The sequence below is a fragment of the Streptomyces specialis genome, from assembly GCF_001493375.1.
Lineage (GTDB): Bacteria > Actinomycetota > Actinomycetes > Streptomycetales > Streptomycetaceae > Streptomyces > Streptomyces specialis.
Genome location: NZ_LN929757.1, coordinates 53,939 through 78,106, shown reverse-complemented (window position 1 = coordinate 78,106; position 24,168 = coordinate 53,939). Strand labels below are relative to the sequence as shown.

At 74.2% G+C, this 24,168-nt stretch carries 16 protein-coding genes and 1 pseudogene; 6 read left to right on the top strand and 11 right to left on the bottom strand.

Translation table 11 applies throughout. The features are described from left to right. Positions 1–72: 72 nt before the first annotated feature. Positions 73–513 carry a carboxymuconolactone decarboxylase family protein gene (locus tag BN2279_RS01575; protein ID WP_234347278.1) on the top strand — a complete coding sequence of 147 codons (441 nt, stop codon included), beginning with the start codon at positions 73–75 and terminating at the stop codon, positions 511–513. Further along, complete coding sequence (locus BN2279_RS01570) at positions 510–1,487, top strand: phosphotriesterase family protein (RefSeq protein ID WP_059005872.1); 978 nt, start codon at positions 510–512, stop codon at positions 1,485–1,487. The genes BN2279_RS01575 and BN2279_RS01570 overlap by 4 nt, the downstream gene beginning before the upstream one ends. Here the strand turns inward: BN2279_RS01570 and BN2279_RS01565 are convergent. The 4 genes and pseudogenes from BN2279_RS01565 to BN2279_RS01550 all read right to left on the bottom strand — a co-directional run bounded on the left by BN2279_RS01565 (position 1,473) and on the right by BN2279_RS01550 (position 7,248). Beyond that, positions 1,473–3,539, bottom strand: coding sequence for an ArnT family glycosyltransferase (locus BN2279_RS01565; RefSeq protein WP_059005871.1), 2,067 nt, complete (start codon positions 3,537–3,539; stop codon positions 1,473–1,475). The genes BN2279_RS01570 and BN2279_RS01565 overlap by 15 nt on opposite strands. Beyond that, positions 3,536–4,906: pseudogene (locus BN2279_RS30090) on the bottom strand (glycosyltransferase). The gene BN2279_RS01565 and the pseudogene BN2279_RS30090 overlap by 4 nt, the downstream one beginning before the upstream one ends. Before the next feature lie 27 nt (positions 4,907–4,933). After that, positions 4,934–6,496 carry a sensor histidine kinase gene (locus BN2279_RS01555; protein ID WP_079031731.1) on the bottom strand — a complete coding sequence of 521 codons (1,563 nt, stop codon included), beginning with the start codon at positions 6,494–6,496 and terminating at the stop codon, positions 4,934–4,936. Then, on the bottom strand, positions 6,493–7,248 hold the full coding sequence (locus BN2279_RS01550) for a response regulator transcription factor (protein WP_059005870.1): 756 nt from the start codon (positions 7,246–7,248) through the stop codon (positions 6,493–6,495). Before BN2279_RS01550 ends, BN2279_RS01555 begins: the two co-directional genes overlap by 4 nt. A 94-nt stretch (positions 7,249–7,342) precedes the next feature. Here BN2279_RS01550 and BN2279_RS01545 point away from each other — a divergent pair, with 94 nt between their 5' ends. Further along, on the top strand, positions 7,343–7,675 hold the full coding sequence (locus tag BN2279_RS01545; RefSeq protein ID WP_059005997.1) for a YnfA family protein: 333 nt from the start codon (positions 7,343–7,345) through the stop codon (positions 7,673–7,675). A 20-nt stretch (positions 7,676–7,695) separates the two neighbouring features. On the opposite strand, the gene BN2279_RS01540 is transcribed toward BN2279_RS01545, so the two are convergent. After that, on the bottom strand, positions 7,696–8,505 hold the full coding sequence (locus BN2279_RS01540; protein WP_059005869.1) for an SDR family NAD(P)-dependent oxidoreductase: 810 nt from the start codon (positions 8,503–8,505) through the stop codon (positions 7,696–7,698). A gap of 130 nt (positions 8,506–8,635) precedes the next feature. On the opposite strand from BN2279_RS01540, the gene BN2279_RS01535 reads away from it, so the two are divergent. Then, positions 8,636–10,585, top strand: a complete 1,950-nt coding sequence (locus BN2279_RS01535; protein ID WP_059005868.1) for an APC family permease — start codon at positions 8,636–8,638, stop codon at positions 10,583–10,585. An 89-nt stretch (positions 10,586–10,674) separates the two neighbouring features. After that, positions 10,675–12,147, top strand: a complete 1,473-nt coding sequence (locus BN2279_RS01530) for an amino acid permease (RefSeq protein ID WP_079031730.1) — start codon at positions 10,675–10,677, stop codon at positions 12,145–12,147. Positions 12,148–12,400: 253 nt separating this feature from the next. Here BN2279_RS01530 and BN2279_RS01525 read toward each other — a convergent pair whose 3' ends face one another. The 6 genes from BN2279_RS01525 to BN2279_RS26970 form a co-directional block, all read right to left on the bottom strand. Further along, positions 12,401–15,235 (bottom strand): NHLP bacteriocin export ABC transporter permease/ATPase subunit, encoded by a 2,835-nt coding sequence (locus BN2279_RS01525; RefSeq protein WP_059005867.1) that lies wholly within the window; start codon positions 15,233–15,235, stop codon positions 12,401–12,403. 1 nt (position 15,236) lies between these two features. Next, positions 15,237–17,420, bottom strand: coding sequence for an NHLP family bacteriocin export ABC transporter peptidase/permease/ATPase subunit (locus tag BN2279_RS01520; RefSeq protein ID WP_407702181.1), 2,184 nt, complete (start codon positions 17,418–17,420; stop codon positions 15,237–15,239). Positions 17,421–17,526: 106 nt separating this feature from the next. Beyond that, on the bottom strand, positions 17,527–18,333 hold the full coding sequence (locus tag BN2279_RS01515) for an HlyD family efflux transporter periplasmic adaptor subunit (RefSeq protein ID WP_059005866.1): 807 nt from the start codon (positions 18,331–18,333) through the stop codon (positions 17,527–17,529). Positions 18,334–18,402: 69 nt separating this feature from the next. Continuing rightward, positions 18,403–18,645, bottom strand: a complete 243-nt coding sequence (locus BN2279_RS01510) for a hypothetical protein (RefSeq protein ID WP_059005995.1) — start codon at positions 18,643–18,645, stop codon at positions 18,403–18,405. A gap of 381 nt (positions 18,646–19,026) precedes the next feature. Then, complete coding sequence (locus BN2279_RS01505) at positions 19,027–19,776, bottom strand: polyprenol monophosphomannose synthase (protein WP_059005994.1); 750 nt, start codon at positions 19,774–19,776, stop codon at positions 19,027–19,029. Positions 19,777–19,833: 57 nt separating this feature from the next. After that, positions 19,834–22,524, bottom strand: coding sequence for a GtrA family protein (locus BN2279_RS26970; protein WP_079031729.1), 2,691 nt, complete (start codon positions 22,522–22,524; stop codon positions 19,834–19,836). Positions 22,525–22,856: 332 nt separating this feature from the next. Between BN2279_RS26970 and BN2279_RS01495 the strand changes: the two genes are divergently transcribed. Next, positions 22,857–24,086, top strand: coding sequence for an alanine racemase (locus BN2279_RS01495; protein ID WP_059005865.1), 1,230 nt, complete (start codon positions 22,857–22,859; stop codon positions 24,084–24,086). Positions 24,087–24,168 lie beyond the last annotated feature (82 nt).

The following is a 24,168-nucleotide window of genomic DNA, read 5'->3' as shown; positions in this document are numbered from 1 at the left end:
CAGGCGTTACGTCTGCTACGGTCACGCCGTAACGCCTGTCCCGTTACACCGGACACGTCGAGGAGTGGAGCGGTGGAGCAGAGAGAGACCCTGGCGGGGCGGCTGCGGCCGGCGGTTCTCGACCGGGAGGCCGGCTACGCGCTGCTGGCCGTCCTCCAGGACGAGGCCACGCAAGGGGAGGCCCTGCCCGGCCTGGAGGCGCACGCGCCCGGGTTCGCGGACTGGATCGTCACCGCCCTGTTCGGCGGCCTGTACCAGCGCGAGGGGCTGTCGCCGAGAGACCGGCAGGTGGCCACGCTCGCCGCGCTCACGGCGCTGGGGGGCGTGGAGCCGCAGCTCACCGGGCATGTGCGGACCGCGCTGCGCGTCGGCATGACGCCGCGCGAGATCGTCGAGGTCTTCGTGCACCTGGCCCCGTACGTCGGTGTGCCGAAGGCGCTGGCCGGGCTGCGCGTCGCCTCGGCGGTGCTGCCGGGCACCGGCCCCGGACCGGCCGAGGGGACGGAGGGATGACGGCCGTGCCGGGCGCGGCGGTGCGGACGGTCCTCGGTGACATCTCCCCCGGCGACCTCGGCGTCTGCGACGCGCACGACCACCTCTTCCTGCGGACCCCGCGACTGCCCGGCCAGGAGCTGACGGACGCGGCGGCGGCCGGGGCGGAGCTGCGCGCCTTCGCCGCCCTCGGCGGCGCCTCGGTCGCCCAGTGGACCCCCATCGGCATGGGCCGCGGGGCCCGCGCGCTCCCGGGACTGTCCCGGTCCACCGGCGTCCACATCATCGCCGCGACCGGCCTGCACCAGGCCGTCCACTACGACCCGCACGCCCTGCGCCGCCTCCTGGACGGTCTCGCGGAGCGCTTCGTCACCGAGCTGACCCGGGGCATCCCCCTCGGCGGCGCCCCCGGCGCGGACGGCGTGCCTGCCGTGCGGGCGGTCCGGGCGGGCCTGATCAAGGTGGCCGGCGGGCTCCACGGCCCCGACGCCCACACCCGGCACGTCTTCGCGGCGGCGGCGACCGCCCACCACGCCACCGGGGCACCGATCGGCGTCCACCTGGAGGGCGGCGCCGGTGCCCCGGAGGTGCTGGACCTGCTCTGCGCGCGCCACGGCGTGCCGCCGCACCGGGTGATCCTGGGACACCTCGGCCGCCTGCCGGTGGATCCGCGGATCCACCGGCAGGCGGCCGGAGCGGGCGCGTACCTGGCCTTCGACGGCCCCTCACCCGCCCACCGCGCCACCGACGGGCGGCTGTTGCCCTGCCTCGCCGCGCTCGTCGAGGCAGGGCACGCCGGTCGGGTGCTGCTGGGGGCCGACACCACCACGGCCGCCGCGCGGGGCTGTCTGCCGGGTCTGCTGACGGGAACGGCCGCCCGCGTCCGTCGCGAGCTGGGCCCGGAGGTGGCCGCGCTGTTCCTCGGGGCGAACCCGGCCCGGGCCTTCGCGACCGTGTGGGCCACGGGCGGTGACGGTGGATCAGGCGGGGGCTGACAGGTCGTAGAGCGTCACGCCGTCAACGGTGACGGGGGTGAAGTTCTCCGTGACCCAGTCGGCGATCCGCGCGGACTCGCTGCCGTCCTCCCCGCCCGGCAGGATCGGCAGGGGCGGGGCGTAGGGGTCCGCCGGGTCGGCCGGGCCCTGGAGGGCCGTGATGCCGCCGCCCTCGATGTAGTAGTGGACGCGGCCGGTGCTCACCAGATGCCGGAACTGCTCCAGGGTGGGTGACGGATCGGTGCCGTTGAAGCCGCCGAGGGGCATGACGGGGTCGCCGGTGGCGAGCTGGTAGCCGGAGGCGCTCTGGGCGCCGGTCACGGCGGCGACCCAGGTGTAGGAGTCGCTGTCCTCCTCCAGCACGGCGGTCAGCTCCTCGCCGGGCTCGCTGCTGTCGAGCAGGCCGCCCGTGCCGCCGCTGCCGTCCTGGCCCGCGAGGACCAACTGGTTCGGGGCGGGCCCGCTGTTGCCATCCGGCGTCTCGGCCCCGGCCGGGGGCGCCTGGCCGCCGGTGAGCTGCGGGCCGGGCAGGCCCGCGCCCGGCAGGTCGGGACCGGCCAGCGGGATCGACCCCTCGTCCGGGGTGGCCACGGTCGCCAGGGCGAACGCGGCGGGGCCGGCCAGCGCCGTCAGCAGCGCCGCGGCGGCCACCACCAGACCCGCCCGCGCCGCCGCGCGCCGGGGAACGCGCCGGGCGGCGGGCAGGAGCGGCGCGAGCAGCCCGAGGGTCGCCACCAGTCCGGCCGCCGCCACCGCGTACCGCAGCCACGGGTGCCACTCCCCCACGCGGTCGAGCAGCACGTACGACCACCAGGCCGTTCCGGCGGTCACGGCCGCGAGGGTGACCGCCGCGGCCGGGCGGCGCCGCCGTTTCCACAGCACCGCCGCGCCCATGGCGGTCACGGCCGCGATGCCCGGTGCCAGCGCCACGTTGTAGTACTCGTGGAAGATGCCGCGCATGTAGCTGAACACCAGCCAGTGCGTGAGCAGCCACGCCCCCCACAGCAGGAACGCGGCCCGGGCCGGGCTGGTGCGCGGCAGGCGGCGGACGGTCCACAGACCGGCGGCGAGCAGCGCCAGGGAAGCGGGCAGCAGCCACGCGATCTGGCCGCCCATCCCGGTGTCGAACAGGCGGCCGATGCCGGTCTCACCCCAGCCGCCCGTGGCCTGCTGGGACACGTCGCCGTTCGGGCCGACGACGATCATTCCGCCGCCGCCGACGCTGCCGGTCTCCTCGCCGTTCAGCCGGCCCAGCCCGTTGTAGCCGAGGGTCAGCTCCAGGATGCTGTTCTCCTGCGAACCCCCGATGTACGGGCGGGAGTTCTCCGGCCACAGCTCGACCAGCGCGACCCACCAGCCGGCGGACACCACCAACGCCAGCCCGCCGACCAGCAGTTGCCCGATCCGCCGGTAGAGCCCGGTCGGCGCGCACACCAGATAGGCCAGGGCCAGCGCGGGCAGCACCAGGAACGCCTGGAGCATCTTGGTCAGGAAGCCGAGACCGACGCAGCCGCCCGCCAGCACCAGCCAGCCGGTCCGCCCGTCCTCGACGGCCCGCAGCACCGCCCAGGCCGCCACGACGAGCAGCAGCACCAGCAGCGCGTCGGGATTGTTGTAGCGGAACATCAGGGCCGTGACCGGGGTGAGGGCGAACGCCGCGGCGGCCAGCAGCCCGGTGCCCGCGCCGAACCTGCGGCGCACGGCCGCGTACAGCACGCCCGCCGTGGCCGCGCCCATCAGGGCCTGCGGGGCCAGGACGCTCCAGGAGTTGACGCCGAAGAGCCGGGCCGACAGCGCCATCACCCACAGCGACGCGGGGGTCTTGTCGACCGTGATGGAGTTGCCCGCGTCGAAGGAGCCGAACAGGAACGCCTTCCAGCTCTCGGAGCCCGCCTGTGCCGCCGCCGCGTAGTAGGCGTTGGCCCAGCCGGAGGCGTCGAGGTTCCACAGGTACAGCAGCGCGGTCAGCGCGAGAAGGGCGAGCAGGGCGGGCCTGGCCCAGGGCGGGTCGCCGGCGCGTGCCGCCGGGGCGGGAACGGGGGTCGCGGTCATCGTCGGGTCTGCTTCCTGGAGTTCTCAACGAGGTCGGAACCGGGAGCGGTTCCGGTACGGGGGGCGCGGAAGACCCAGGCGCGGAAGAGCAGGAAACGCGCCAGGGTGGCGGCCAGGTTGGCCGCGACGAGCACCGTCAGCTCCACCGGCCGGGACGGGGAGGTGCCGGACGCGTGCAGCGCGGCCAGGGAGCCGCTGGTCAGGGCGAGCCCGAGCAGGAACACCACCAGGCCCTGCGCCTGGTGCCGGGTGGCCCGCGCTCGGCCGCGCACGCCGAAGGTGAGGCGGCGGTTGGCGGCCGTGTTGCCGATCGCGGTCAGCAGCAGCGCCAGCGCGTTCGCGGCCTGCGATCCGGCGGGCCCGCGCAGGGCGACGAACAGCAGGACGTAGGCGAGGGCTGTCCCTTTTACACATCTGACTCTGCCTACGGCACGGAAGACGTAGGGCTCGTTGCTAGTCGTACACGACACGCAAACGGTTAATGCTGGTAAGGGTGGTCTTCTTCATTTCATTCAGATTGATACAGCGGCCGACGCCGCCAAGCAGGATGCTCCCCTCTGCGTCGGCAGCGTCAGAGGTGTAGAAGAGACAGGTCCCCGGGCCAGCGCGCCGCCGAGCCGGGCGATGCCCCGCAGGTCGGCGACGGCGGTGGCGAGGATGTCGACGCGGCTGTCGGGATCGTCCACCCAGTCGACCGGCACCTCGTGGATGCGCAACCCGGCCCGTTCCGCGACGACCAGCAGCTCGGTGTCGAAGAACCAGCCGGTGTCCGCGACCATCGGCAGCAGCCGCTCCGCGACGTCCTTGCGGACGGCCTTGAAGCCGCACTGGGCGTCGGAGAAGCGGGTGGCGAGGGTGGTGCGCAGGATCAGGTTGTAGGCGCGGGAGACGATCTCCCGCTTGGGGCCGCGCACCACGCGGGAGCCGGGCGAGAGGCGGGTGCCGATCGCCAGGTCGGAGTGGCCCGAGATCAGCGGCGCGACCAGCGGCAGCAGCGCCGCCAGATCGGTCGACAGGTCCACGTCCATGTAGGCGAGGACGGGCGCGTCGGAGGCCGACCACACCTGGCGCAGGGCCCGGCCGCGGCCCTTCTCCGGCAGGTGGACGGCGGTGACCTCGGGCAGGTCCCGTTCCAGCGCGGCGGCGACGCGGGCCGTGCCGTCGCGGCTGGCGTTGTCGGCGATGGTGACGCGGAAGGGGTACGGGAACGTGCCGCGCAGGTGGGCGTGGAGCCGCCGGACGCACGGTTCGAGGTCGCGCTCCTCGTCGTGGACCGGGATCACCACGTCCAGGAGCGGGACGCCGCGTGCGGCGGGAACGGGGCGGCGGGCCGGCAGCGCGCCCGTGTGAGGGGTGAGTGTCTCCATGACGGAGGACGCTCCCGGCCGGGCCTGTCAGACGGATGTGCCGTCGCTGTGCGCCCGCTGTGAACCGCCGGCCGGCGCGGGTTCCCCGCACGCGGGCCAGCGGACGGTGAACGTGGTGCGTCCGGGCACGCTCGCCGCCTCGACGGTGCCGCCGTGCGCGCCGACGACCGCCGCGACGATGGCCAGGCCGAGGCCGGTGCTGCCGGCCGCCCGCGAGCGGGAGGTGTCGCCCCGGACGAACCGTTCGAAGACGTGGGGCAGCACGTCCGGCGGGATGCCGGGGCCGTCGTCGGTGATCCGCAGCGCGGCCAGGCCCGCCGCGCCGGGGGCGGCGGTCTCCCGGTGGACCGTGGCGGTCACCACCGTGCCGGGCGGGGGGTGGGTGCGGGCGTTGGCGAGGAGGTTGGCCAGCGCCTGCCGCAGCCGGGCCGGGTCGGCGACGACGTCCACCGGGTGGTCGGGGAGGTCCAGCCGCCAGTGGTGGCCGGGACCGGCGGCGCGGGCGTCGCTGACCGCGTCGATGACCAGCGGGGACAGGTCCACCGCGGCGCGTTCCAGCGGGCGGCCCGCGTCGAGCCGGGCCAGCAGCAGCAGGTCCTCCACCAGCGACGTCATCCGGGCGGCCTCGGACTCGACGCGCCCCAGCGCGTACGCGGCGTCCGGCGGGAGCGTCTGCCGGCCGCCGCCGGGGGGCGCGCCGAGGGGGCCGCGCCGTGTCAGCTCGGCGTAGCCCCGGATGGAGGCGAGGGGGGTGCGCAGTTCGTGGCCGGCGTCGGCGACGAACCGGCGCACCCGTGTCTCGCTGGCGTGCCGGGCGGCGAGCGCGGCGGCGACGTGGTCGAGCAGCCGGTTCAGCGAGGCGCCGACCTGGCCGACCTCGGTGCGCGGATCGGTGTCGGCGGCGGGGACCCGTTCCAGCAGGCCGACCTCGCCCTCGTGCAGGTTCTGTCCGGAGACCCGCAGGGCGGTGCCGGCGACGCGGCGCAGGGGGCGCAGCGACAGCTTGACGACGCCGGCGAGCGCGAGTCCGGCGAGGACGAGCCCGGCGGCGGCGACGACCACCTCCACGACGACGACCTGGCTCACGGCGTCCTGGAGGGCGGTCATGGGCACGCCGGTCACGATCGTGACGTCCTCCCGGTCGGAGGTGACGGCGATCAGCCGGTAGTCGCCGAGGCCGGGGAGCGTCCGGGTGTGCGGCTCGCCGTCCCCCGGGGTGCCGAGGACGGCGGCGGTCTGCTCCGGGGTGAGCGGTCCGAGCGTCGGCGGGAGGCCGCCGTCGAGCACCCCGGCGGTGACGAGGCCGTCGTCCGGGACGCGGGCCCCGACGGCGCGCGGATCGACGCCCGGGGCCCGCAGGAAGTCCAGGCCGGACAGCTCGGGGGTCATGTCACCGCCCGGGCCGAAGAAGACGAGCGTGGCGTCGGCCTGCTGTCCCGCGTCGTACACGCGCTGGTCCAGCTGGTCCATCAGGAACGCCCGGATGGTCACCGTGCTCACCACGGCGATGACGGTCAGGACGGCCGCGAGCACGGCGATCGAGGAGGCCACCAGGCGGGCGCGCAGCGGGCGCCCGCGCCACCACCTCACGGCGCCCGCGCGGGCGCCGGTTTGAGGACGTAGCCCGCGCCGCGCAGGGTGTGGATCATCGGTTCGCGCCCGGCGTCGATCTTGCGGCGGAGGTAGGAGATGTACAGCTCCACCACGTTGGCCTGGCCGCCGAAGTCGTAGGACCAGACGCGGTCCAGGATCTGCGCCTTGCTGAGGACCCGCCGGGGGTTGCGCATCAGGAAGCGCAGCAGTTCGAACTCGGTCGCCGTCAGCCGGATCGCCGTCCCCGCGCGGTGCACCTCGTGGCTGTCCTCGTCCAGCGTCAGATCGCCCACCACCAGCAGCGATTCGGGCGGTGCCCAGGCGGCGCCGGACCTGCGCAGCAGGCCGCGCAGCCGGGCGACGACCTCCTCCAGGCTGAACGGCTTGGTCACGTAGTCGTCGCCGCCGGCCGTGAGTCCGGCGATCCGGTCCTCAACGGCGTCCTTCGCGGTCAGGAACAGCACGGGCAGCCCGGCGGTGTCCGTCCTGATCCGGTGCATCACCTCCAGGCCGTCGAAGTCCGGCAGCAGGATGTCCAGGACGACGGCGTCCGGCCGGAACTCCCGGGCCGCCCGCACGGCGGCGGCTCCGTCCCCGGCCGCGCGGACGTCCCAGCCCTCGTACCGCAGCGCCATGGTCAGCAGGTCGGCGAGTGACGCCTCGTCGTCGACGACGAGCACCCGCAGCGGGCTCCCGTCGGCCCGCCGTAGTCCGCCGCCCGCCGCGGCCCGGGGCCGTGTTCCGGTCATGCGGCCACGCTGGCCCGGGACTCTGAGCGCCGCCTGAGAGCCACCTGTGAATCCGCTGTGAGCCGTGGCCGAGCGGGGCCGTACCGTGCGGGGCATGACCGTCGCGCGTTCCGTCGTCCTGTTCGCCGTCGCCGCCCTGTTCGAGATCGGCGGCGCCTGGCTGGTGTGGCAGGGCCTCCGCGAGCACCGGGGCTGGGTGTGGGCCGGTGCCGGGGTGCTGGCCCTGGGGCTGTACGGGGTCGTCGCGACGTTCCAGCACGACGACCACTTCGGCCGCGTGCTGGCCGCGTACGGCGGGATCTTCGTCGCCGCGTCGCTCGCCTGGGGCGCCGTCGCGGACGGCTACCGGCCCGACCGGTGGGACCTGATCGGGGCGGCGGTCTGCCTGGTCGGCATGGCCGTGATCATGTACGCGCCCCGGGGCTGAGCACCCGGCCGGCCCGCGTCCTACCCGTCGCGGGGTTCGGCGCGGAAGGCGAACGGGACGTGGCCGGCGTCGATCGCCGTCACGCCGCCGTCCACGGTGAGGGTGGCGCCGTTGACGAACGACGCCTCCGGGGAGAGGAGCCAGGACACGGCCTGCGCGACCTCCTCCGGCAGGCCGGGGCGCCGGGCCGGGATCAGGCGGGTCACCTCCTCGTAGGCGCCCTCGACACCGCCGGCACCGCCGGACTCCTCGGCGAACCGCGCCATGCGGCCGTCGGCCATGTCGGTGCGGACCCAGCTCGGGCAGACGGTGTTGGCGCGCACCCCGCGCGGCCCGTAGTCCACGGCGACGGAGCGGCAGAGGTGGAGCAGCGCGGCCTTGGAGGTGGCGTAGGCGGCGTTGCCGAAGCCGTTGCGCAGCGCCGAGACGGAGGCGACGGCGACGACCGCGCCGCGCGCCGGGAGCAGGTGCGGGAGCGCGGCGCGCAGCAGGAGGAACGGGCCGGTGACGTTGGTGCGCAGGACGGCGTCCCAGTCCTCGTCGGACAGGTCGCCCGCGGCGCCCCGGCGCGCGATGCCCGCGTTGAGCACCAGGCCGTCCAGCCGCCCGTGCGCGGTGACGGCGGCCTCGACGAGGCCGGTGACGGCGGCGGGGTCGGTGGTGTCCGCCGGGTGGGCGAGGGCGCCGGTCTCCTCGGCGACGCGCCGCAGCGGTTCGGGGCGCCGCCCGGAGACGACGACATGGTGCCCGGCCGCGCGCAGCAGCCGGGTGGTGGCGGCGCCGATGCCCGTGCCGCCGCCGGTGACGATGTACACCCGTGGGTCTGTCATGGCGTTCAGCTTCGCGTATGCCGGGCGCGGTGTCCGGTCATGGCCCCGCCGCACGGTGTGCCGGGGGCGTCGTGGATACTCGCTCCTCGTTGTTCACGGTTCGGACGTGGGACGGAAGAGCGCGGGGGTTATGACCGGCACCGAGGTGAAGTCCCGGCGGGCGCGCGCCTGGCTGCTGGAGGGGTTGAGCGAGCAGGCGGCCCGTCATCCCGGGCCGCACGGCGCGCCGCCCGCCGAGCACCGGGGCCACCGCTGGTGGCGGGTGATGTGCCTGACGGGCGTGGACTACTTCTCCACGCTCGGCTACCAGCCCGGTATCGCCGCGCTGGCGGCCGGGCTGCTGTCGCCGCTGGCCACGCTGGTGCTGGTGGCGCTGACGCTGCTGGGGGCGCTGCCGGTGTACCGGCGGGTCGCCGGGGAGAGCCCGCACGGCGAGGGTTCGATCGCGATGCTGGAACGGCTGCTTCCCTGGTGGGCGGGGAAGCTGTTCGTGCTGGTGCTGCTGGGGTTCGCCGCCACCGACTTCATGATCACCATCACGCTGTCGGCCGCCGACGCGTCGGCGCACGCCGTGGAGAACCCGCTGGCCCCGGGCTGGACGCACGACGGCAACGTGTGGATCACGCTGGTGCTGCTGGCCGGTCTGGGCGCGGTGTTCCTCAAGGGGTTCCGCGAGGCGATCGGCGTGGCCGTGGTGCTGGTGACGGCCTATCTGGCGCTGAACCTGGTGGTGCTGGGCACGGCCGCCTGGCACGTGGCGACCGAGCCGGTGGTGGTGGAGAACTGGTGGGCCGCGGCACGTGCCGAGCACTCCTCGCCGCTGGTGATGGTGGGGGTGGCGCTGCTGGTCTTCCCGCGTCTGGCGCTGGGCATGTCGGGGTTCGAGACGGGGGTGGCGGTCATGCCCCAGGTGCGCGGCGACGCGACCGACACCCCGGCCCGCCCGGCGGGCCGTATCCGCGACACCCGGAAGCTGCTGACCACGGCCGCGGTGATCATGAGCGGCTTCCTGCTGGTCTCCAGTCTCGCCACCACGCTGCTGATACCGGAGGACGAGTTCGAGAAGGGCGGCGAGGCGAACGGCCGGGCGCTGGCGTTCCTCGCGCACGACTATCTGGGCGAGGCGTTCGGCACGGTGTACGACGTCTCGACCATCGCCATCCTCTGGTTCGCGGGCGCCTCCGCGCTGGCCGGGCTGCTGAACCTGGTGCCGCGCTACCTGCCGCGCTACGGCATGGCGCCGGAGTGGACCAGGGCGGTGCGTCCGCTGGTGCTGGTGTTCATGGCGATCGCGTTCACCATCACGTGGCTGTTCGAGGCGGACGTGGACGCGCAGGGCGGCGCCTACGCGACGGGGGTGCTGGTGCTGATGGTGTCGGCGTCCTTCGCCGCGGCGATCGCGGCGCGGGACCGGAGGCACCGGTGGGCGGCGACCGGCTTCGGCGTCATCACCGCCGTCTTCGGCTACACGCTGGCCGTGAACGTGGTGGAGCGCCCGGACGGGCCGCGCATCGCGTCCCTGTTCATCCTGGGCATCCTGCTGACGTCGTTCGTCTCCCGCGTCCATCGCGCGTTCGAGCTGCGGTCGGGGCGACTGACCCTGGACGCGGCGGCGGTGCGCATGATCGACGAGGCGGCGGCCCTCGGGGCGCTGCGGATCATCGCCAACGAGCCGAACGAGCGGGACGCCTCGGAGTACCGGGAGAAGGAGTACAGCCAGCGGGAGGAGACGCACATCCCCGACGGCGGCCCGGTCCTCTTCCTGGAGGTGACGGTGGACGACTCCTCCGACTTCACCGCCGACGTCACCGTGCGGGGCGAGGAGCACCACGGCGTGCGCGTCCTGCGGGTGGACGGCGGCGCCGTGGTGGCGAACACCATCGCGGCCGTCCTGCTCAGGCTGCGCGACCACACCGGCCAGGTGCCGCACGCCTACTTCAACTGGACCGAGGGGCACCCGCTGGGGCACCTCCTGCGCTTCCTCGTCTTCGGCGACGGGGAGGTCGCACCCGTGACGCGCGAAGTCCTCCGGCGCGCGGAACCGGACCGCGCGCGCCGTCCGCGCGTCCATGTCGGCTGACCGGTCCGGCTCGTTTCACCCCGATATGTCACGCTATCCTCTGAGCAGCTTGTCGCATGAGGAGCGCCCGCCAAGGAAAGACGCGAAGCATGACCACACGCAAAGAACCGCGGGGCGTCGCGGAGGGCACGGAAGGCTCCGGAGAGGGCTACCACCGCGGGCTCGGCAGCCGCCAGGTGCAGATGATCGCCATCGGCGGCGCGATCGGGGTCGGGCTGTTCATGGGCGCCGGGGCGAACATCGTCGAGGCCGGTCCCAGCCTGGTCCTGATGTACGCCCTCGCGGGTGCGGTGATCTTCCTCATCATGCGCGCCCTGGGCGAGCTGCTGCTCTACCGGCCCGTCTCCGGCAGCTTCGCGGAGTACGCCCGGGAGTTCCTCGGCCCGTTCTTCGGCTACGCCACGGGGTGGACGTACTGGCTGCTGTGGGTGGTCACCGGCATGGCCGAGCTGACGGCGGCGGCGATCTACATCACCTACTGGTTCCCCGACATCCCGCAGTGGGTGAGCGCGCTGGTCTTCCTGATCGCGCTCTTCGGGGTGAACCTCGTCTCCGTCAAGCTCTTCGGCGAGATCGAGTTCTGGTTCTCGATGATCAAGGTCACCGCGATCATCGGCATGATCGTCATCGGGGTCGGCGTCCTCACCCTCGGCGTCTCGCAGGCCGGTGACGACGCGGCCGTGTCGAACCTCTGGGCGCACGACGGCTTCTTCCCGACCGGGATCGGCTCCAGCCTGATGACGCTCCAGGGCGTGATGTTCGCCTATGTGGCCGTCGAACTGGTCGGCATCACGGCGGGCGAGAGCGAGAACCCCCGCGAGACCCTGCCGAAGGCGATCAACACGCTGCCCTGGCGCATCGCCCTGTTCTACGTGGGCTCGCTGACGGTCATCCTCACCGTGGTCAAGTGGACCGAGTTCGACGCGGGGACCAGCCCCTTCGTGGCGGCGTTCACCAAGATCGGCCTGCCCTTCGGCGCCGCCATCGTCAACTTCGTGGTGCTCACCGCTGCCCTGTCGTCCTGCAACTCCGGGATGTACTCCACCGGCCGCATGCTCAGGGACCTCGCCTCCAACCGCGAGGCGCCCGGCCTGTTCCGCCGGCTCAACGCCCGGCAGGCGCCCGCCACCGCCGTGACCGTGTCCGTGGCGCTGATGGGTATCGGCGTGGTGCTGAACTATCTCGTCCCGGAGAAGGCGTTCGGCTACGTCACCTCCGTGGCCACCGCCTGCGGCCTCTGGACCTGGACCATGATCCTCCTCAGCCACGTGCGCTACCGCGCCGCCGTGGTCGCCCGCCGCCTGCCCGCCTCGCCCTTCCCGGCCCCGGGCGGCGCGGCGTCGAGCTGGGTCGCGCTGGCCTGCCTGGCGTTCGTGTTCGTGCTGATGGCGCTGGACAGCGACACCCGGGTCTCGCTGTACGTCGGCGCCGGATGGGCGGTCTTCCTGCTCGTCGGCTGGTTCAACGCCGCCCGCGCGCTCGCCCCGGCCCCGGTCACCACCGCCCCCGCCGGGGCGCCGGCGACCGAACCCGGATACGTCACGGGCGTGACGCCGGACTAGGTGCCGGCCGCAGGAAGGCCGCGACACGCTCCACGACCAGGTCCGGGCGTCAGGTGCCGTCTCCGGTGGGCACGCGGGAACGCGGGCAGTTCCCGCAGCACGGCACCCCGGTGGAAGCGGGCCGCGGCCCGCGCGGCGCCGGGCGTGCCGGCGGCGGCGAAGGTGGCGGTCTCCGCGTCGGTGAACTCGCCGCGGTGCCGCCAGGCGCGCAGGCGGCCGGTGACCAGCCCGGACCGGGCGGCCCGGGGCGGGGTCAGCGGATCTGGCGGCGGACCAGTTCGTGGAAGAGGCCGCCGGTGTCGGCGAGCAGTTCCGCGGGGGTGCCCTGCTGGACGATCCGGCCGTCCGCCATGGCGATCACCCGGTCGGCGTCCATGACCGTGGACAGCCGGTGGGCGATCACGATCCGGGTGGCGCGCAGGGCACGGGTGGAGTCGATGACGACGCGCTGCGTCTCGTTGTCCAGCGCGCTGGTCGCCTCGTCGAAGAACAGGACGCGGGGCTTGCGGATGAGGGCCTGGGCGATCATCAGGCGCTGGCGCTGGCCGCCGGAGACGGAGCCGCCGCCGTCCGAGAGGATCGTGTGCATGCCCATCGGCATGGCCTTGATGTCGTCGGCCAGGCCCGCCATCGCGGCGGCCTCCCACGCCTCCTCCAGGGTGAACGTCCCGGTGCCGCGGATGCAGTCCAGGAGGGAGCCGGTGAGGGGCTGGGCGTTCTGGAGGACCACGCCGCACTGGCGGCGCACGGCCGCCTGGTCGAGGGCCGCCAGGTCCTGCCCGTCGTACAGGACGGTGCCCGTCAGCGGCCGGTCGAAGCCGATGAGCAGCCGCAGCAGCGTGGACTTGCCGCAGCCGCTGGGGCCGACGATCGCGACGAACTCCCCCGGCCGCACGCGGAAACCGACGCCGTCCAGGACCAGCGGGCCGTCGTCGCCGTACCGGTAGGACAGCTCCCGCACCTCGATGTCGCCGCTCAGCTCCCCCGGCGCGACGCCCTCGGCCCGCACCTCGGGCGTCGCCTCCAGGATCGGCCTGACCTGCTCGAACATCGGCAGCACGGCGGCGGCCGACAGCAGCGCGCCGGTGAGCTGGGTGACGGACGCCAGCGCCATCGTCACGGCGGTGCTGAACGTGAGGAACGCGGCGGCGGACATCGTGCCGCGCGCCGGCCCGGCCAGCAGCATGAACATCACCAGCGTGCACAGCGGCAGGTAGACGGCGTTGAGGACGGTGATCGCGTTCTGGATCCGGCCGGCGCGCTGCTGGAGCTCCCGGGTGCGGGCGAACTCCTTGGCCCAGGCGGCGTAGGCGAAGCTCTCGGCGGCGGCGACCCGCAGCTTGGGCAGGCCGCGCAGGGTCTGGAACGCCCGGTTGTTGAGCTTGTTGCCCAGCTCGATCAACTGCCGCTGGTACCGGAGCTGCCACAGCCCCAGGGTGAGGAAGACGGCGCCGACGACCGCCAGCATGGCGAGCGCGGCCAGGGCGAGCGGCACGCTGTGGACGAGCAGCAGCACGAGGTTGACGGCGCCGACGGTGGTGGCCTGGAGGCAGACCGGGCCGATGCCGGACAGGACGCGGCGGATCGCGCTGATGCCCATGGCGGCGCTCGCCAGCTCGCCCGTGGAGCGCCCGGCGAAGAAGGTGACGGGCAGCCGCAGCAGCCGGTCCCACACGGCGGGCTGGAGGGTGGCCTCGACGCGGCCCTCCATGCGCAGGATGGAGAGGTTCTGGAGCAGCATGAACGCGGCGGCGACGACGGCCGTGGCGATCACCGCGCACGATGCCTGCGCGATGAGGCCGGTCTCGCCGTTGGGCACGTACTGGCCGAGGACCGTTCCGGTGGCGATGGGCACCAGCGCGCCCAGCGCGACCGCGACCAGCCCGCCCAGCAGGATGCCGGGCAGCTCGGCGCGGGTGCCGCGCAGGCTGAACCGGAGCAGCGCGAGGGGGCCCAGCGGCCGGTCGGGCAGCGGGCGGTAGAGCATGACGGCACGGGGTTCGAACGCGGCCTCGTCGGCCGGTCCGACGCGCTCGCGGGTGCCCTTCGCCGGGTCCACGGCGACGTAGCCGCCGCGCCGCCACAGCAGGGCGACGGGGGCCTCGTCCGCCGCGCGGCGGCCCACCAGGGGGCCGCTGTCCTCCCGCCACCAGCGGCCGGTGAGCCGGACCGGGCGGGTGCGGATGCGGGAGGCGAGCGCGACGCGTTCGACCGGGTCCTCATGGCCGGGGGCGGCGGCCACCGCCCCGGGCGCGGCCAGGGTGATCCGCGCGTCGTCGGCGACCAGGCGGCAGACGGCGTACGTGGCGTGGGTGGCATCGGCGTCCCCGGCGCGCGGCCGGGCCGCGCGGCCGGACCGCCCCGGGCCGCCGATGGAGGCGACGAGCGCCGCGTCGGCCTCGGTGCGGGCGGCCTCCCCGGCCCGGACGCCGGCGGCGGCGCGGTCCTCGGGGGCGCGTTCGAGCCGGTCGATCCAGCGGTCCACGGCGGACAGCAGCCGGTGCTGCTGGTCCACCATGGCGTGCCACAGCGCCGCGTGGACCAGCAGGGTGCCGGGCGTGTGCGGGTCGTACCCGGCGCCGTAGGCCACGCTGCCGGGGCCGATCGGCATCCACAGGATGTCGTCGTCGCCCCCGCCACCGGGCGCCGGGCTGTCGGGTGCCGGGCTGTCGGGGGACACCTGGGACAGCACCCGCAGGCCCCGGCCGACGCCCCGCGCGAAGGCGTCCTCCAGCGGGCTCAGCCACGCATCGGCGGGGCCGGGCGGCGGGTACAGCTCGTAGATCTCGACGCGGCGCAGCGCGCAGCCCTGGAGGGGGCGGGCGATCAGGGTGTGCCGGGGGCCCTCGACCGGGCCGAGGAGCAGGGTGCCGGCGGTCAGCCGGCCGAGGAAGTGCCAGGGCCCGGTCCGCGCGGCGTCCACGGCGAACAGGTCGAGGGCGCCGTCCACGACCAGCCACAGCACGTGCGGCCCTTCGAGGGGCAGGCTGCGCAGGCCCGCGCAGTCGACGGGCACCCCGAGGGCGCCGAGGGCGGCGACGACCGGGTCGGGCGCCGGGGGCGGCGGCGCGGGGGGCGGGGCCGTCACCTCAGTGCTCCCGCAGCAGCCGGGCGTAGGCGCCCTGGGCGGCGATCAGGTGCTCGTGGCGCCCGCGTTCGACGACGGTGCCCCGGTCCAGGACGAGGATCTCGTCGCTGTCGCGGACGGTGCTGAGCCGGTGGGCGATGACGACGCAGGCGCAGCCGCGCCGCCGCAGGTTGTCGATGATGATCTGCTCGGTGGCCGCGTCCAGGGCGCTGGTCACCTCGTCGAGGATCATCACGGTGGGGCGGCGGACCAGGGCGCGGGCGATCTCCAGGCGCTGGCGCTGGCCGCCGGAGAAGTTGCGGCCGTCCTGCTCGACGCGCGCGCGGATGCCGCCGGGGCGGCGGGCGACGACGTCGTGGACGGCGGCGTCCTTCAGGGCGGCCACGACCTCCTCGTCGGGGATGGACGGGTCCCAGAGGGTGACGTTGTCCCGGACGGTGCCCTCGAAGAGGAAGACGTCCTGGTCGACGAAGGCGACGGAGGCGGCCAGGGCGCCGCGCGGGATGTCCGCGAGCGGGGTGCCGTCGATGCGGATCTCCCCGGCCCACGGCGTGTGCAGACCGGCCACCAGCCGGGAGACGGTGGACTTGCCGCTGCCGGAGCCGCCGACGAGCGCGACCTGGCGGCCGGGGCCGACGGTGAGCGAGAAGTCCTCCAGCAGCGGCGGGTCCAGGCGGCTGTGGCCGAAGGTGACGCCGGTCAGTTCGACGTGGCCGGTCAGGCGGCGGGTGCCGCCCCCGTCGGCCGGCCCGCGCCGGGTGTAGCGGGGGTCGGCGGGGAAGTTCTCGACGTCCTTGAGGCGGGCGACGTCGGCCGCGAAGTCCTGGATGCGCCCGGCGACGCCGTTGAGGCGGGTGATCGGCGCGGTGAAGCTGGTGACGAGCGCCTGGAACGCGACCAGCAGGCCGACGGTGAGGTGGCCCTCGACGGCGCGGGTGCCGCCGATGAGGAGGATCAGGGCGCTGTTGAGCGCGGCGAGGGTGGGGGCGGTGACGGCCAGCCAGGCGCTGGGCACGCCGAGCCGCTGCTGGGTGTCGAGGGTGGCGGCGTGCTGTCCGGCCCAGCGGCGGAAGAACCCGTTCTCGCCGCCGGTGGCCTTCATGGTCTCGATGAGCGTCAGGCCGCTGTAGGCGGTGTTGACCAGGCGGGCGCTGTCGGCGCGCAGCTTCTGGGTGCCGGTGGCCCGCAGGCGCAGCACGATCCGCAGGGCGACGACGTTGAGCAGCGCGATCAGCACGCCGACGACGGTGAGCTGCGGGTCGTAGCTCCACAGCAGCACGGCGTACAGCAGCACCACCACGGCGTCGACCCCGGCGGCGGCGAGGTCGCGGGCGAGGGTCTCGGCGACGGTGTCGTTGGACTGGAGGCGCTGGACGAGGTCGGCCGGGTTGCGCTGCGCGAAGAACGTGACGGGCAGGCGCAGCAGGTGACGCAGGAAGCGGGCGCCGCCGAGGGTGGAGGAGATGACGCGCCCGCGCAGCAGGTTGGCCTGCTGGACGGCGGTCAGGGCGGCGGTCAGGACCAGGGCGGTGCCCATGGCGGCGAACAGGACGCCGAGCGCGGAGGTCTGGCCGCCGATCAGGAACGTGTCGATGTAGGTGCGGCTGAGCGCGGGCACGGACGCGCCGACGAGGACCAGCAGGAGGCTGGAGACGACGGCGGCGAGCATCGTGCCGGACATGCCGCGCAGGCGGGCGGGCATGTGCCGCAGCACGCCGGGCCGGCGTCCGCCGCGGCGGAAGTCCTCGCCGGGTTCGAAGGTGAGGACGACGCCGGTGAAGCTGGTGTCGAACTCGTCGAGCGGGACGAACCGGCGGCCCTTGCCGGGGTCGTTGATCCACGCGCCGCGCCGGCCGGGGCGGCGGGCCATGCCGTCGTAGACGACGTAGTGGTTGAACTCCCAGAACAGCACGGCGGGCGGGCGCTGCCCGGCCAGGGCGGCGAGGTCCATCTGCATGCCCTTGGCGGTGAGGCCGTAACCGCGGGCGGCCTTCAGCAGGTTGCTGGCGCGGGAGCCGTCGCGGGAGACGCCGCAGGCGATGCGCAGCTCCTCCAGGGGGACGAAGCGGCCGTAGTGGGCCAGCACCATCGCCAGGGCGGCGGCGCCGCACTCGACGGCCTCCATCTGGAGAACGGTGGGCGTCCGCACCGGCCGGGCGGGTGCCAAGCAAAGGATATGGGTGATTGGCTGTGTGTGTCCTGGTCTGCTAGGGTTCGGTGTGCCACTCGTGATTTCACACGCCTCTGCGTCGGCAGCGTCAGGTGTGTATAAGGGGCAGCGGTGGTCGTGGTCACGGCAGCAGCCAGTCGACGGGGCGCTGCGCGGCGAGGTGGACGGAGCCGGTGACGGGGGCCGGGGACTCCAGGGCGTACGGGGGGCCTTCGCCGTCCGACCAGGCGTAGCCGGACGCGGTGGCGGTGGAGCGTTCCAGCTCGACGACGACGGGAACGGCGTCGCCGTCGCGGGTGAACCCGGCGGCCAGCGCGGCGTCGCCGAGGAACCCGGCGATCTGCCGTTCGTTCTGCGGCGTGCGGCCGACGGCCTCGACGCGTCCGCGCAGCACGCCGGACGCGTCCCGGTCCACGGACGGGACGGTCAGCTCGACGTCCGCGCCCACGGGGACGCTCGCGGCGCTGTCGCCCGGCACGTACAGCACGGCGATCAGCGGGTCGTCGGGGCCGCTGACACGTTCCAGGGTGGCGACGTCGGCGCCGGTGGTGACGACCGAGCCGGTGCCGGCGAGGACGGTGGTCAGCCGGCCACCGGCGACCGCGCGGACGGGCTCGTCGCCGTCGTCCGTGCGGACCGTCAGCAGGGGCGCGCCCGGGGAGAGCAGGTCGCCCTCCTCGGCGAGGACCTCGGTGACCTGTCCGGCCACCGGGCTCTGGAGGAGGTAGCCGCCCTCGGCGTGGGTGAGGACGCCGGGGGCGGCGAGCCGCGAGGAGACCGAGCCGGTGACGCCCCAGCAGGCGGCGGCGGCCAGGACCAGGACCGTCACCGCCAGCACGAGCCGGCCCTGCGGGCGGGCGAGACGGACGGGCAGGTCCAGTTCCTCGGGCGACTGGAGCTTCGAGAGCGCTTTGCGGCGGAACTGCATCGCGCGACCAACTTTCGGCAGCCATGAACCCCGGAACGAGGGGCTCCGGGGTTCACGGGCGCGGGGTGATCAGAGACCGAGGGGGCCGGTGACAGCGCCGGTGTCGACCTGCACGCCGGTCAGGCCGGAGACCTGGCCGAGGCCCTGCGCGGCGAGGCCCTGAACGGCCTGGGCGGTGTGGAGCGAGTTGGCCGCACCGGAGACGTCGGCGACCAGGGCGCCGGCGAGACCGCCGGAGACGCTGACCACACCGCCGGCGACGGCGTCCAGCTCGGAGTCGGCGATCTCACGGGTCTCGATGTCGTTGCGCATGACGCACATTCCCTTCATTTCAAGCTTTCACGGGCGATCACGGAAGATCACAGAAAATCGTGGACAAGGTCGCGACTTAGTAAGACGATCCGACCACTACCGCGCGGTGCGGACGATGTAAGCACGGCAACTAGTGGGACGCCAATCCCGTTGACAGACCCTTTGCGCGAACTTCGAAAGAGTGAACGGGCGACGGGCGACTCTCTTCGTCGGACGATGACAATCTCTTCATGAGACGTAGTGAGGAGCGCGCGAAATATCCCCTGCGTCACCTCCCGAACCTCCCGTTACACCGGCACAGGCCGCATACCGGATATGTCCCGGATCGCGGCTCTGTGCCGGTCCTCCGTGCGCACGGTGTGGAGATTCGCCGAAGGGAGGTCAGATGTCCGCGCGGGACGCCAGGGCGACCTGGGGGCGCGCCGCCCGGCGGCGGCCCCGGTGGTCCCAGCGCAGGCGCGGCGGCAGCAGCGCGGACTCGCGCTGGGTCGCGAAATCCATCTTGGACGTGCCGTGCGCGCGGTCCTCGAACCGGATGGGGACCTCCACGACCTTGTGGCCCGCCCGGACGGCGAGGAACTTCGTCTCCACCTGGAAGCTGTAGCCGGCGGACCGCAGCCCGTCGAGCGCCAGATCCTCCAGGGCGTCGGCGGACCACAGGGTGTAGCCGGCCGTGAGGTCCCGGATCGGCACGCCCAGCACGCTCGTGGCGTAGAGGTTCGCGCACGCGGACAGCAGCCGGCGGCGCGCGCCCCAGTCGGCGGCGAGCTGCCCGCCGGGCACGTAGCGGCTGCCGACGACCAGCCCGGCGCCCGTGGCGAGGGCCGCGCCGAGCAGTTCCGGCAGGTGCTCGACGCGGTGGCTGCCGTCCGCGTCCATCTGCGCCACGTAGTCCGGGCCGTCCCGCAGCGCCGCGCCGATACCGGCCGCGTAGGCGCGGCCGAGGCCCTCCTTGGCCGTGCGGTGCAGGACGCTCACCCTCGGGTCGGCGGCGGCCAACTCGTCGGCGAGGCGGCCGGTGCCGTCGGGGCTGTCGTCGTCCACGATCAGCAGCCGCAGGCCGGGCAGGGGCAGGGCGAGGAGGGCGGCGGCGGTGCCGGGCAGGCACGCGGCCTCGTTGTAGGTCGGCATGACGACGGTGAGCCGGGTGCCGGCCCATTCGCGGGGGATCGCGGTGGTCACGTTCTCTCAGTTCCCTTCGGGCGCGCACGCGTAGAGGGTCGGGGTCTCCGCCGTGGAGCCGTACTCCGCGGGCTCGACGGGGACGCAGGCCGAGCGCACCCACGCGCTGATCAGGTCGGTCTGTGTGGTGGCGGCGGCACCGGCCGCCGAGGCGCCGGCCGCGGCACCGAGCCGCGGGCCGCCGGTGGGGGGCGCGCCGCCGGGCGCCGTGCCGGTTGCCGCCGTGCCGGTCGTTGCCGTGCCGACGAGGGCGAAGCGCAGGTCGCCGTTCTCGACCAGCTCCTGGTACTCCTCGACGGTGACCGAGGCCGCCTGGCCCCCGAAGCCGCCCAGCGGCAGGACGGGACTGCCGGTCTCCTGGATGTAGGGGGCGGCGGCGGACCAGGTGTCGGTGGAGAAGGTGTAGGTGACGCCGTCTCCGTTCCGCTCCTCCACGTAGGCCAGCAGACGTTCCTGTTCCGCCGTCAGCGCCTCGGCGCCCGGGAGCGCGCCGCCGGTGCCGCCGGGAAGGGCGGGGCCCGCCGCCGCGTCGAACGACGAGCCGCCGTAGTCCTCGTCGAGGACCGACAACGACCAGGCGGTGGGCGCCGCGTACATCCCGACGCAGCCGGCGATCAGCCCCGCCACGGCGATCCGGCGGCGGCCCGGCGCCCGGCCGGACCACCACAGCGCGCCGAGCGCGCCGAGCGCGGCCGTGATCAGCAGCGGCAGGAGCCAGGGCACCCAGTCCCGGTGGTCGGCGGCGGGCAGGCCGCACCAGCAGGTCTGGGCGGCGATCACGAGCGCGGCCGGCAGGCGGCGTCCCGACCGCCACAGCGAGACCGTGCCGGCGGCGGACAGGGCGGCGAGCGGCGGCGCGAGCACGGCGGCGTAGCCGGTGTGCGGGACCGAGATCGCGCTGAGCACGGCGACCGAGGTGACGAGCCACAAACCCCAGAACAGGTAACCGCCGCGCGCCTGGTCGGCGTAGCGTTCGCCGTCGCGCCGCCGTCGCGCGAGGCCGTGGGCCAGGGAGAGCAGGGCGATCGGGAAGAGCCAGGCGATCTGGGTGCCGAGGCGGTCGCCGACCAGCTTGAGCCAGCCGCCCTCCTCGCGCTGCCGGGGCGGGTCCGCCGCGGCCTCGTCGGGGCCGGTCTCCCGCGGGCCGGTGCCGGTCCCCGCCGCGGCTCCGTCACCGGGGGCCGCGGGGGGGGCCGCGCGGGGCGGGCCGGTGGTGCCCGCCGTGCCGGTCGGCCCGTCGGTGGTGCTCGGCGCCTCGGCCGACACGGCGCCGGGGATCTCGATGCCCAGCCGGCCCAGGCCGTTGTAGCCGAAGACCATGGCGATGGCGCTGTCGTTGGTCGAACCGTCCGCGTACGGCCGGGAGTCCGCCGGGGTGAGCGTCATCAGCCCCACCCAGGACAGCGACACGCCCAGCAGCACGACGCCCGCGGCCAGCGTGTGCCGGACACGGGTCCGGACCGGGACCGGGGCGGTCACCAGATAGGCCAGGGCGACGGCGGGGACGATCAGCCACGCCTGGAGCATCTTGGTCTGGAAGCCGAGACCGATCCAGAACGCGGCGAGCAGCAGCGGCCGGAGCCGCCCGTCGCGCACGGCCCGCTGGTACGCGTCGGCGGCCAGCACCAGGCACATCGTCAGCATGCCGTCCAGGAGCGCGTTCCCGAACAGGGAGGCGAGGAGCGGGGTCAGCGCGGTGAGCGCCGCCGCGAGGAGGCCCGCCTCCGGTCCCTGCCAGCGGCGGACCACGCGGTAGGTGACGAGCACGGTGACGACACCGGCGACACAGTGCGGCAGCGTCAGGGACCAGGCGCTGTAGCCGAAGATCCGCGCCGAGAGCGCCTCGGGCCAGAGGAACCCGCCGATCTTGTCGAGGGTGATGGTGGCCGAGGGGTCGAGCGCGGTGAAGAAGAACGCCTCCCAGCTCTCGCTCATGCTGCGCGCGGCGACCGAGTAGTAGGTGGCGTAGTCGCTGGAGGAGAGGTTCCAGCAGTAGAGGGCGGCGGCGAGCGCGGCGACGGCGAGCAGGGCCGGCCGGGCCCAGCGGGGCTGCCCGTCGGGCGAGCGCCACACCTGTCTCTTATACACCTCCCCCTCCTCCCCCCCCCCCCGCTCTTGCGCTTCCGCTGGGTGCTGTGTTCTCGCAACCGACTTTACCTTTCGACTTATCTCACCGACTGCGGCGAGGCGGTCCTGCGGGGCGGGGCGGGCTCCGCCCGTCGCGACCGCCCCGGATCTCCGCTCGGGGAAGACCCAGCGGCGGTAGGACCAGTACCGGAAGGCCGTGCCGAGGCCGGTGCCGACGACGTTCGCCGACAGGTTGTAGGCGAGGGGCCCGGCGAGACCGAGGACGTCGCGGGTGAAGGCGAGGCACAGCAGGGCGATGGCGAGGCCCACCACGTTGAGCAGGAGGAAGAGGGGGTAGCGCCGGACGCTGCCGACGTCCCGGTGTCGGAACGTCCACCAGCGGTTGCCGGCGTAGGCCACGAGGGTCGCGGCGGTGGTCGAACACACCTTGCTGGTGAGCGCGTCGAGCCCCAGGCCGAAGTGCAGAACGTTGCCACCGGCCGTGTCGACCGCGAAGGCCACGGCCCCGACGAGGCCGAAGGAGCCCAGCTCGGCGATCTTCGGCCGGAGGCGGCGGGGGGTCGGGAGCCCGGCACCGCGCCTGGGCTCCGCTCGGGTGCGAGGAGTCATCGGTCGCCACTCTCGGAGCCGCGTCTGAGAAACCGATGATGATCAGCTAAGAGTCGGATGAGGAGTGACCAGGCACCGAACGGGGGTGCGGTACACGCTTCCTCGTACTCCTCGACCTTAGCGGTGCTGTGAAGATTTGCCGAGACCCCGTCCCGAATGAGCGAGGAGTGTGGCTCTCTTCCGCGAAGGGAACTCCGGGCCGGAAGGGGTCGTGCCCTCCGGGGTTCATGGCTCGTTCAGTTGGGCGGACTTGGCATCTTCCGGACCAGCCATTAGGTTAGGCTCACCTAAGTTCCTCTCGAACAGAGGCAGAGCCGAGCAGAGGTAGAGCCGTGTCCGTCCAGTTCCCGCCCTCCGCCGCGCCGCGTTCCGCCTACCCGGTGGACGTCCTGCCCGGCCCCGTCCGCCGACGTCTGCTGGAGCTGGCGGGCGGCGGGCGGCCGGTGGCCGCCTATGTCTACGACGGCGCCGTCGCCGCCGGGCGCGCACGGGAGTTGCGCGCGGCGCTGCCCGAGTGGGCCGCCGTGTACTACGCCGTCAAGGCCAACTCGTTCCCCGGCGTGGTGAAGGCGCTCGCCCCGCACGTCGACGGATTCGAGGTCGCCTCCATCTCCGAACTGGAACTCGCTTCCACCGCGCGGGAGTCGGCGCCGGTGGTCGCGGCCGGTCCGGCGAAGTCGGTGCCGGTGCTGACCGCCCTGGTGCGGGCGGGCGCGGAGGCCATCAACGCCGAAAGCCTCCTGGAACTGCACCGGATCAGCCGCATCGCCACCGCCGAAGGCGTCGTCGCCCGCGTCGCGCTGCGCGTCAACCCCGCGCACATCCCCCTCACCGGTTCGCTCCACATGGGCGGCGCGGCCTCGCAGTTCGGCGTGGCCGAGCCCGACGTGCCCGACGTGCTGGAGGCGGCCCGCACACTGCCGGGCCTGGACCTGACCGGGTTCCACATCCACGCCGCGTCCAACAACCTCGACGCCGAGACGCACGCCGCGTACCTGCGCTGGTGCCTGGAGTGGAGCGAACGGACCGCGCTGGCCTGCCGGATCGACCTGCGCCACGTGGACATCGGCGGCGGCATCGGCGTGGCCTTCGAGGGCGAGAAACCCTTCGACGTGGCCCGCTTCGGCGAGCTGGCCGGGCGCGTCCGGCCGCCCGCCGGGGTCAAGGTCCTGCTGGAGCCCGGCCGTTACCTCGTCGCGGACTGCGGCTGGTACGCCGCCGAGGTGACGGACGTCAAGGCGTCCTACGGCGAGTGGTTCGCGGTGCTGCGCGGCGGCATCAACCACTTCCAGTTGCCCACCTCGTGGGACATCGTGCACAACGTCGCCGTGCTGCCCGTCGACGAGTGGCGCGAGAGCTGTCCCCGTCCGGCCGCCGAGAACACCCGGGTGACCGTCGTCGGCGAGCTGTGCACGCCCGAGGACACCCTGCTGCGCGACGTCCGGGTGGACCGGGTCCGCGCCGGCGACCTCGTCGTCTTCCCCTGTGCCGGCTCCTACGGCTGGGAGTTCGCCATGCACTCCTTCCTCGGCCATCCCGTGGCGGAACGCCACCTGCTCTGAGCCTCCCGGCTCGCTCGCTCCGGCGCCGCCGCTGCCGCCGGCGCCTCCCCCGTTCCTCACCCACGCACGTGACCCGTCATCG

Coding starts and splice junctions, on each gene's coding strand:
- BN2279_RS26970 (WP_079031729.1), bottom strand. CDS start 22,524: ATGACTCCTCGCACCCGAGCGGAGCCCAGGCGCGGTGCCGGGCTCCCG.
- BN2279_RS01515 (WP_059005866.1), bottom strand. CDS start 18,333: ATGCAGTTCCGCCGCAAAGCGCTCTCGAAGCTCCAGTCGCCCGAGGAA.
- BN2279_RS01570 (WP_059005872.1), top strand. CDS start 510: ATGACGGCCGTGCCGGGCGCGGCGGTGCGGACGGTCCTCGGTGACATC.
- BN2279_RS01550 (WP_059005870.1), bottom strand. CDS start 7,248: ATGACCGGAACACGGCCCCGGGCCGCGGCGGGCGGCGGACTACGGCGG.
- BN2279_RS01530 (WP_079031730.1), top strand. CDS start 10,675: ATGACCACACGCAAAGAACCGCGGGGCGTCGCGGAGGGCACGGAAGGC.
- BN2279_RS01510 (WP_059005995.1), bottom strand. CDS start 18,645: ATGCGCAACGACATCGAGACCCGTGAGATCGCCGACTCCGAGCTGGAC.
- BN2279_RS01535 (WP_059005868.1), top strand. CDS start 8,636: ATGACCGGCACCGAGGTGAAGTCCCGGCGGGCGCGCGCCTGGCTGCTG.
- BN2279_RS01565 (WP_059005871.1), bottom strand. CDS start 3,539: ATGACCGCGACCCCCGTTCCCGCCCCGGCGGCACGCGCCGGCGACCCG.
- BN2279_RS01545 (WP_059005997.1), top strand. CDS start 7,343: ATGACCGTCGCGCGTTCCGTCGTCCTGTTCGCCGTCGCCGCCCTGTTC.
- BN2279_RS01505 (WP_059005994.1), bottom strand. CDS start 19,776: ATGCCGACCTACAACGAGGCCGCGTGCCTGCCCGGCACCGCCGCCGCC.
- BN2279_RS01540 (WP_059005869.1), bottom strand. CDS start 8,505: ATGACAGACCCACGGGTGTACATCGTCACCGGCGGCGGCACGGGCATC.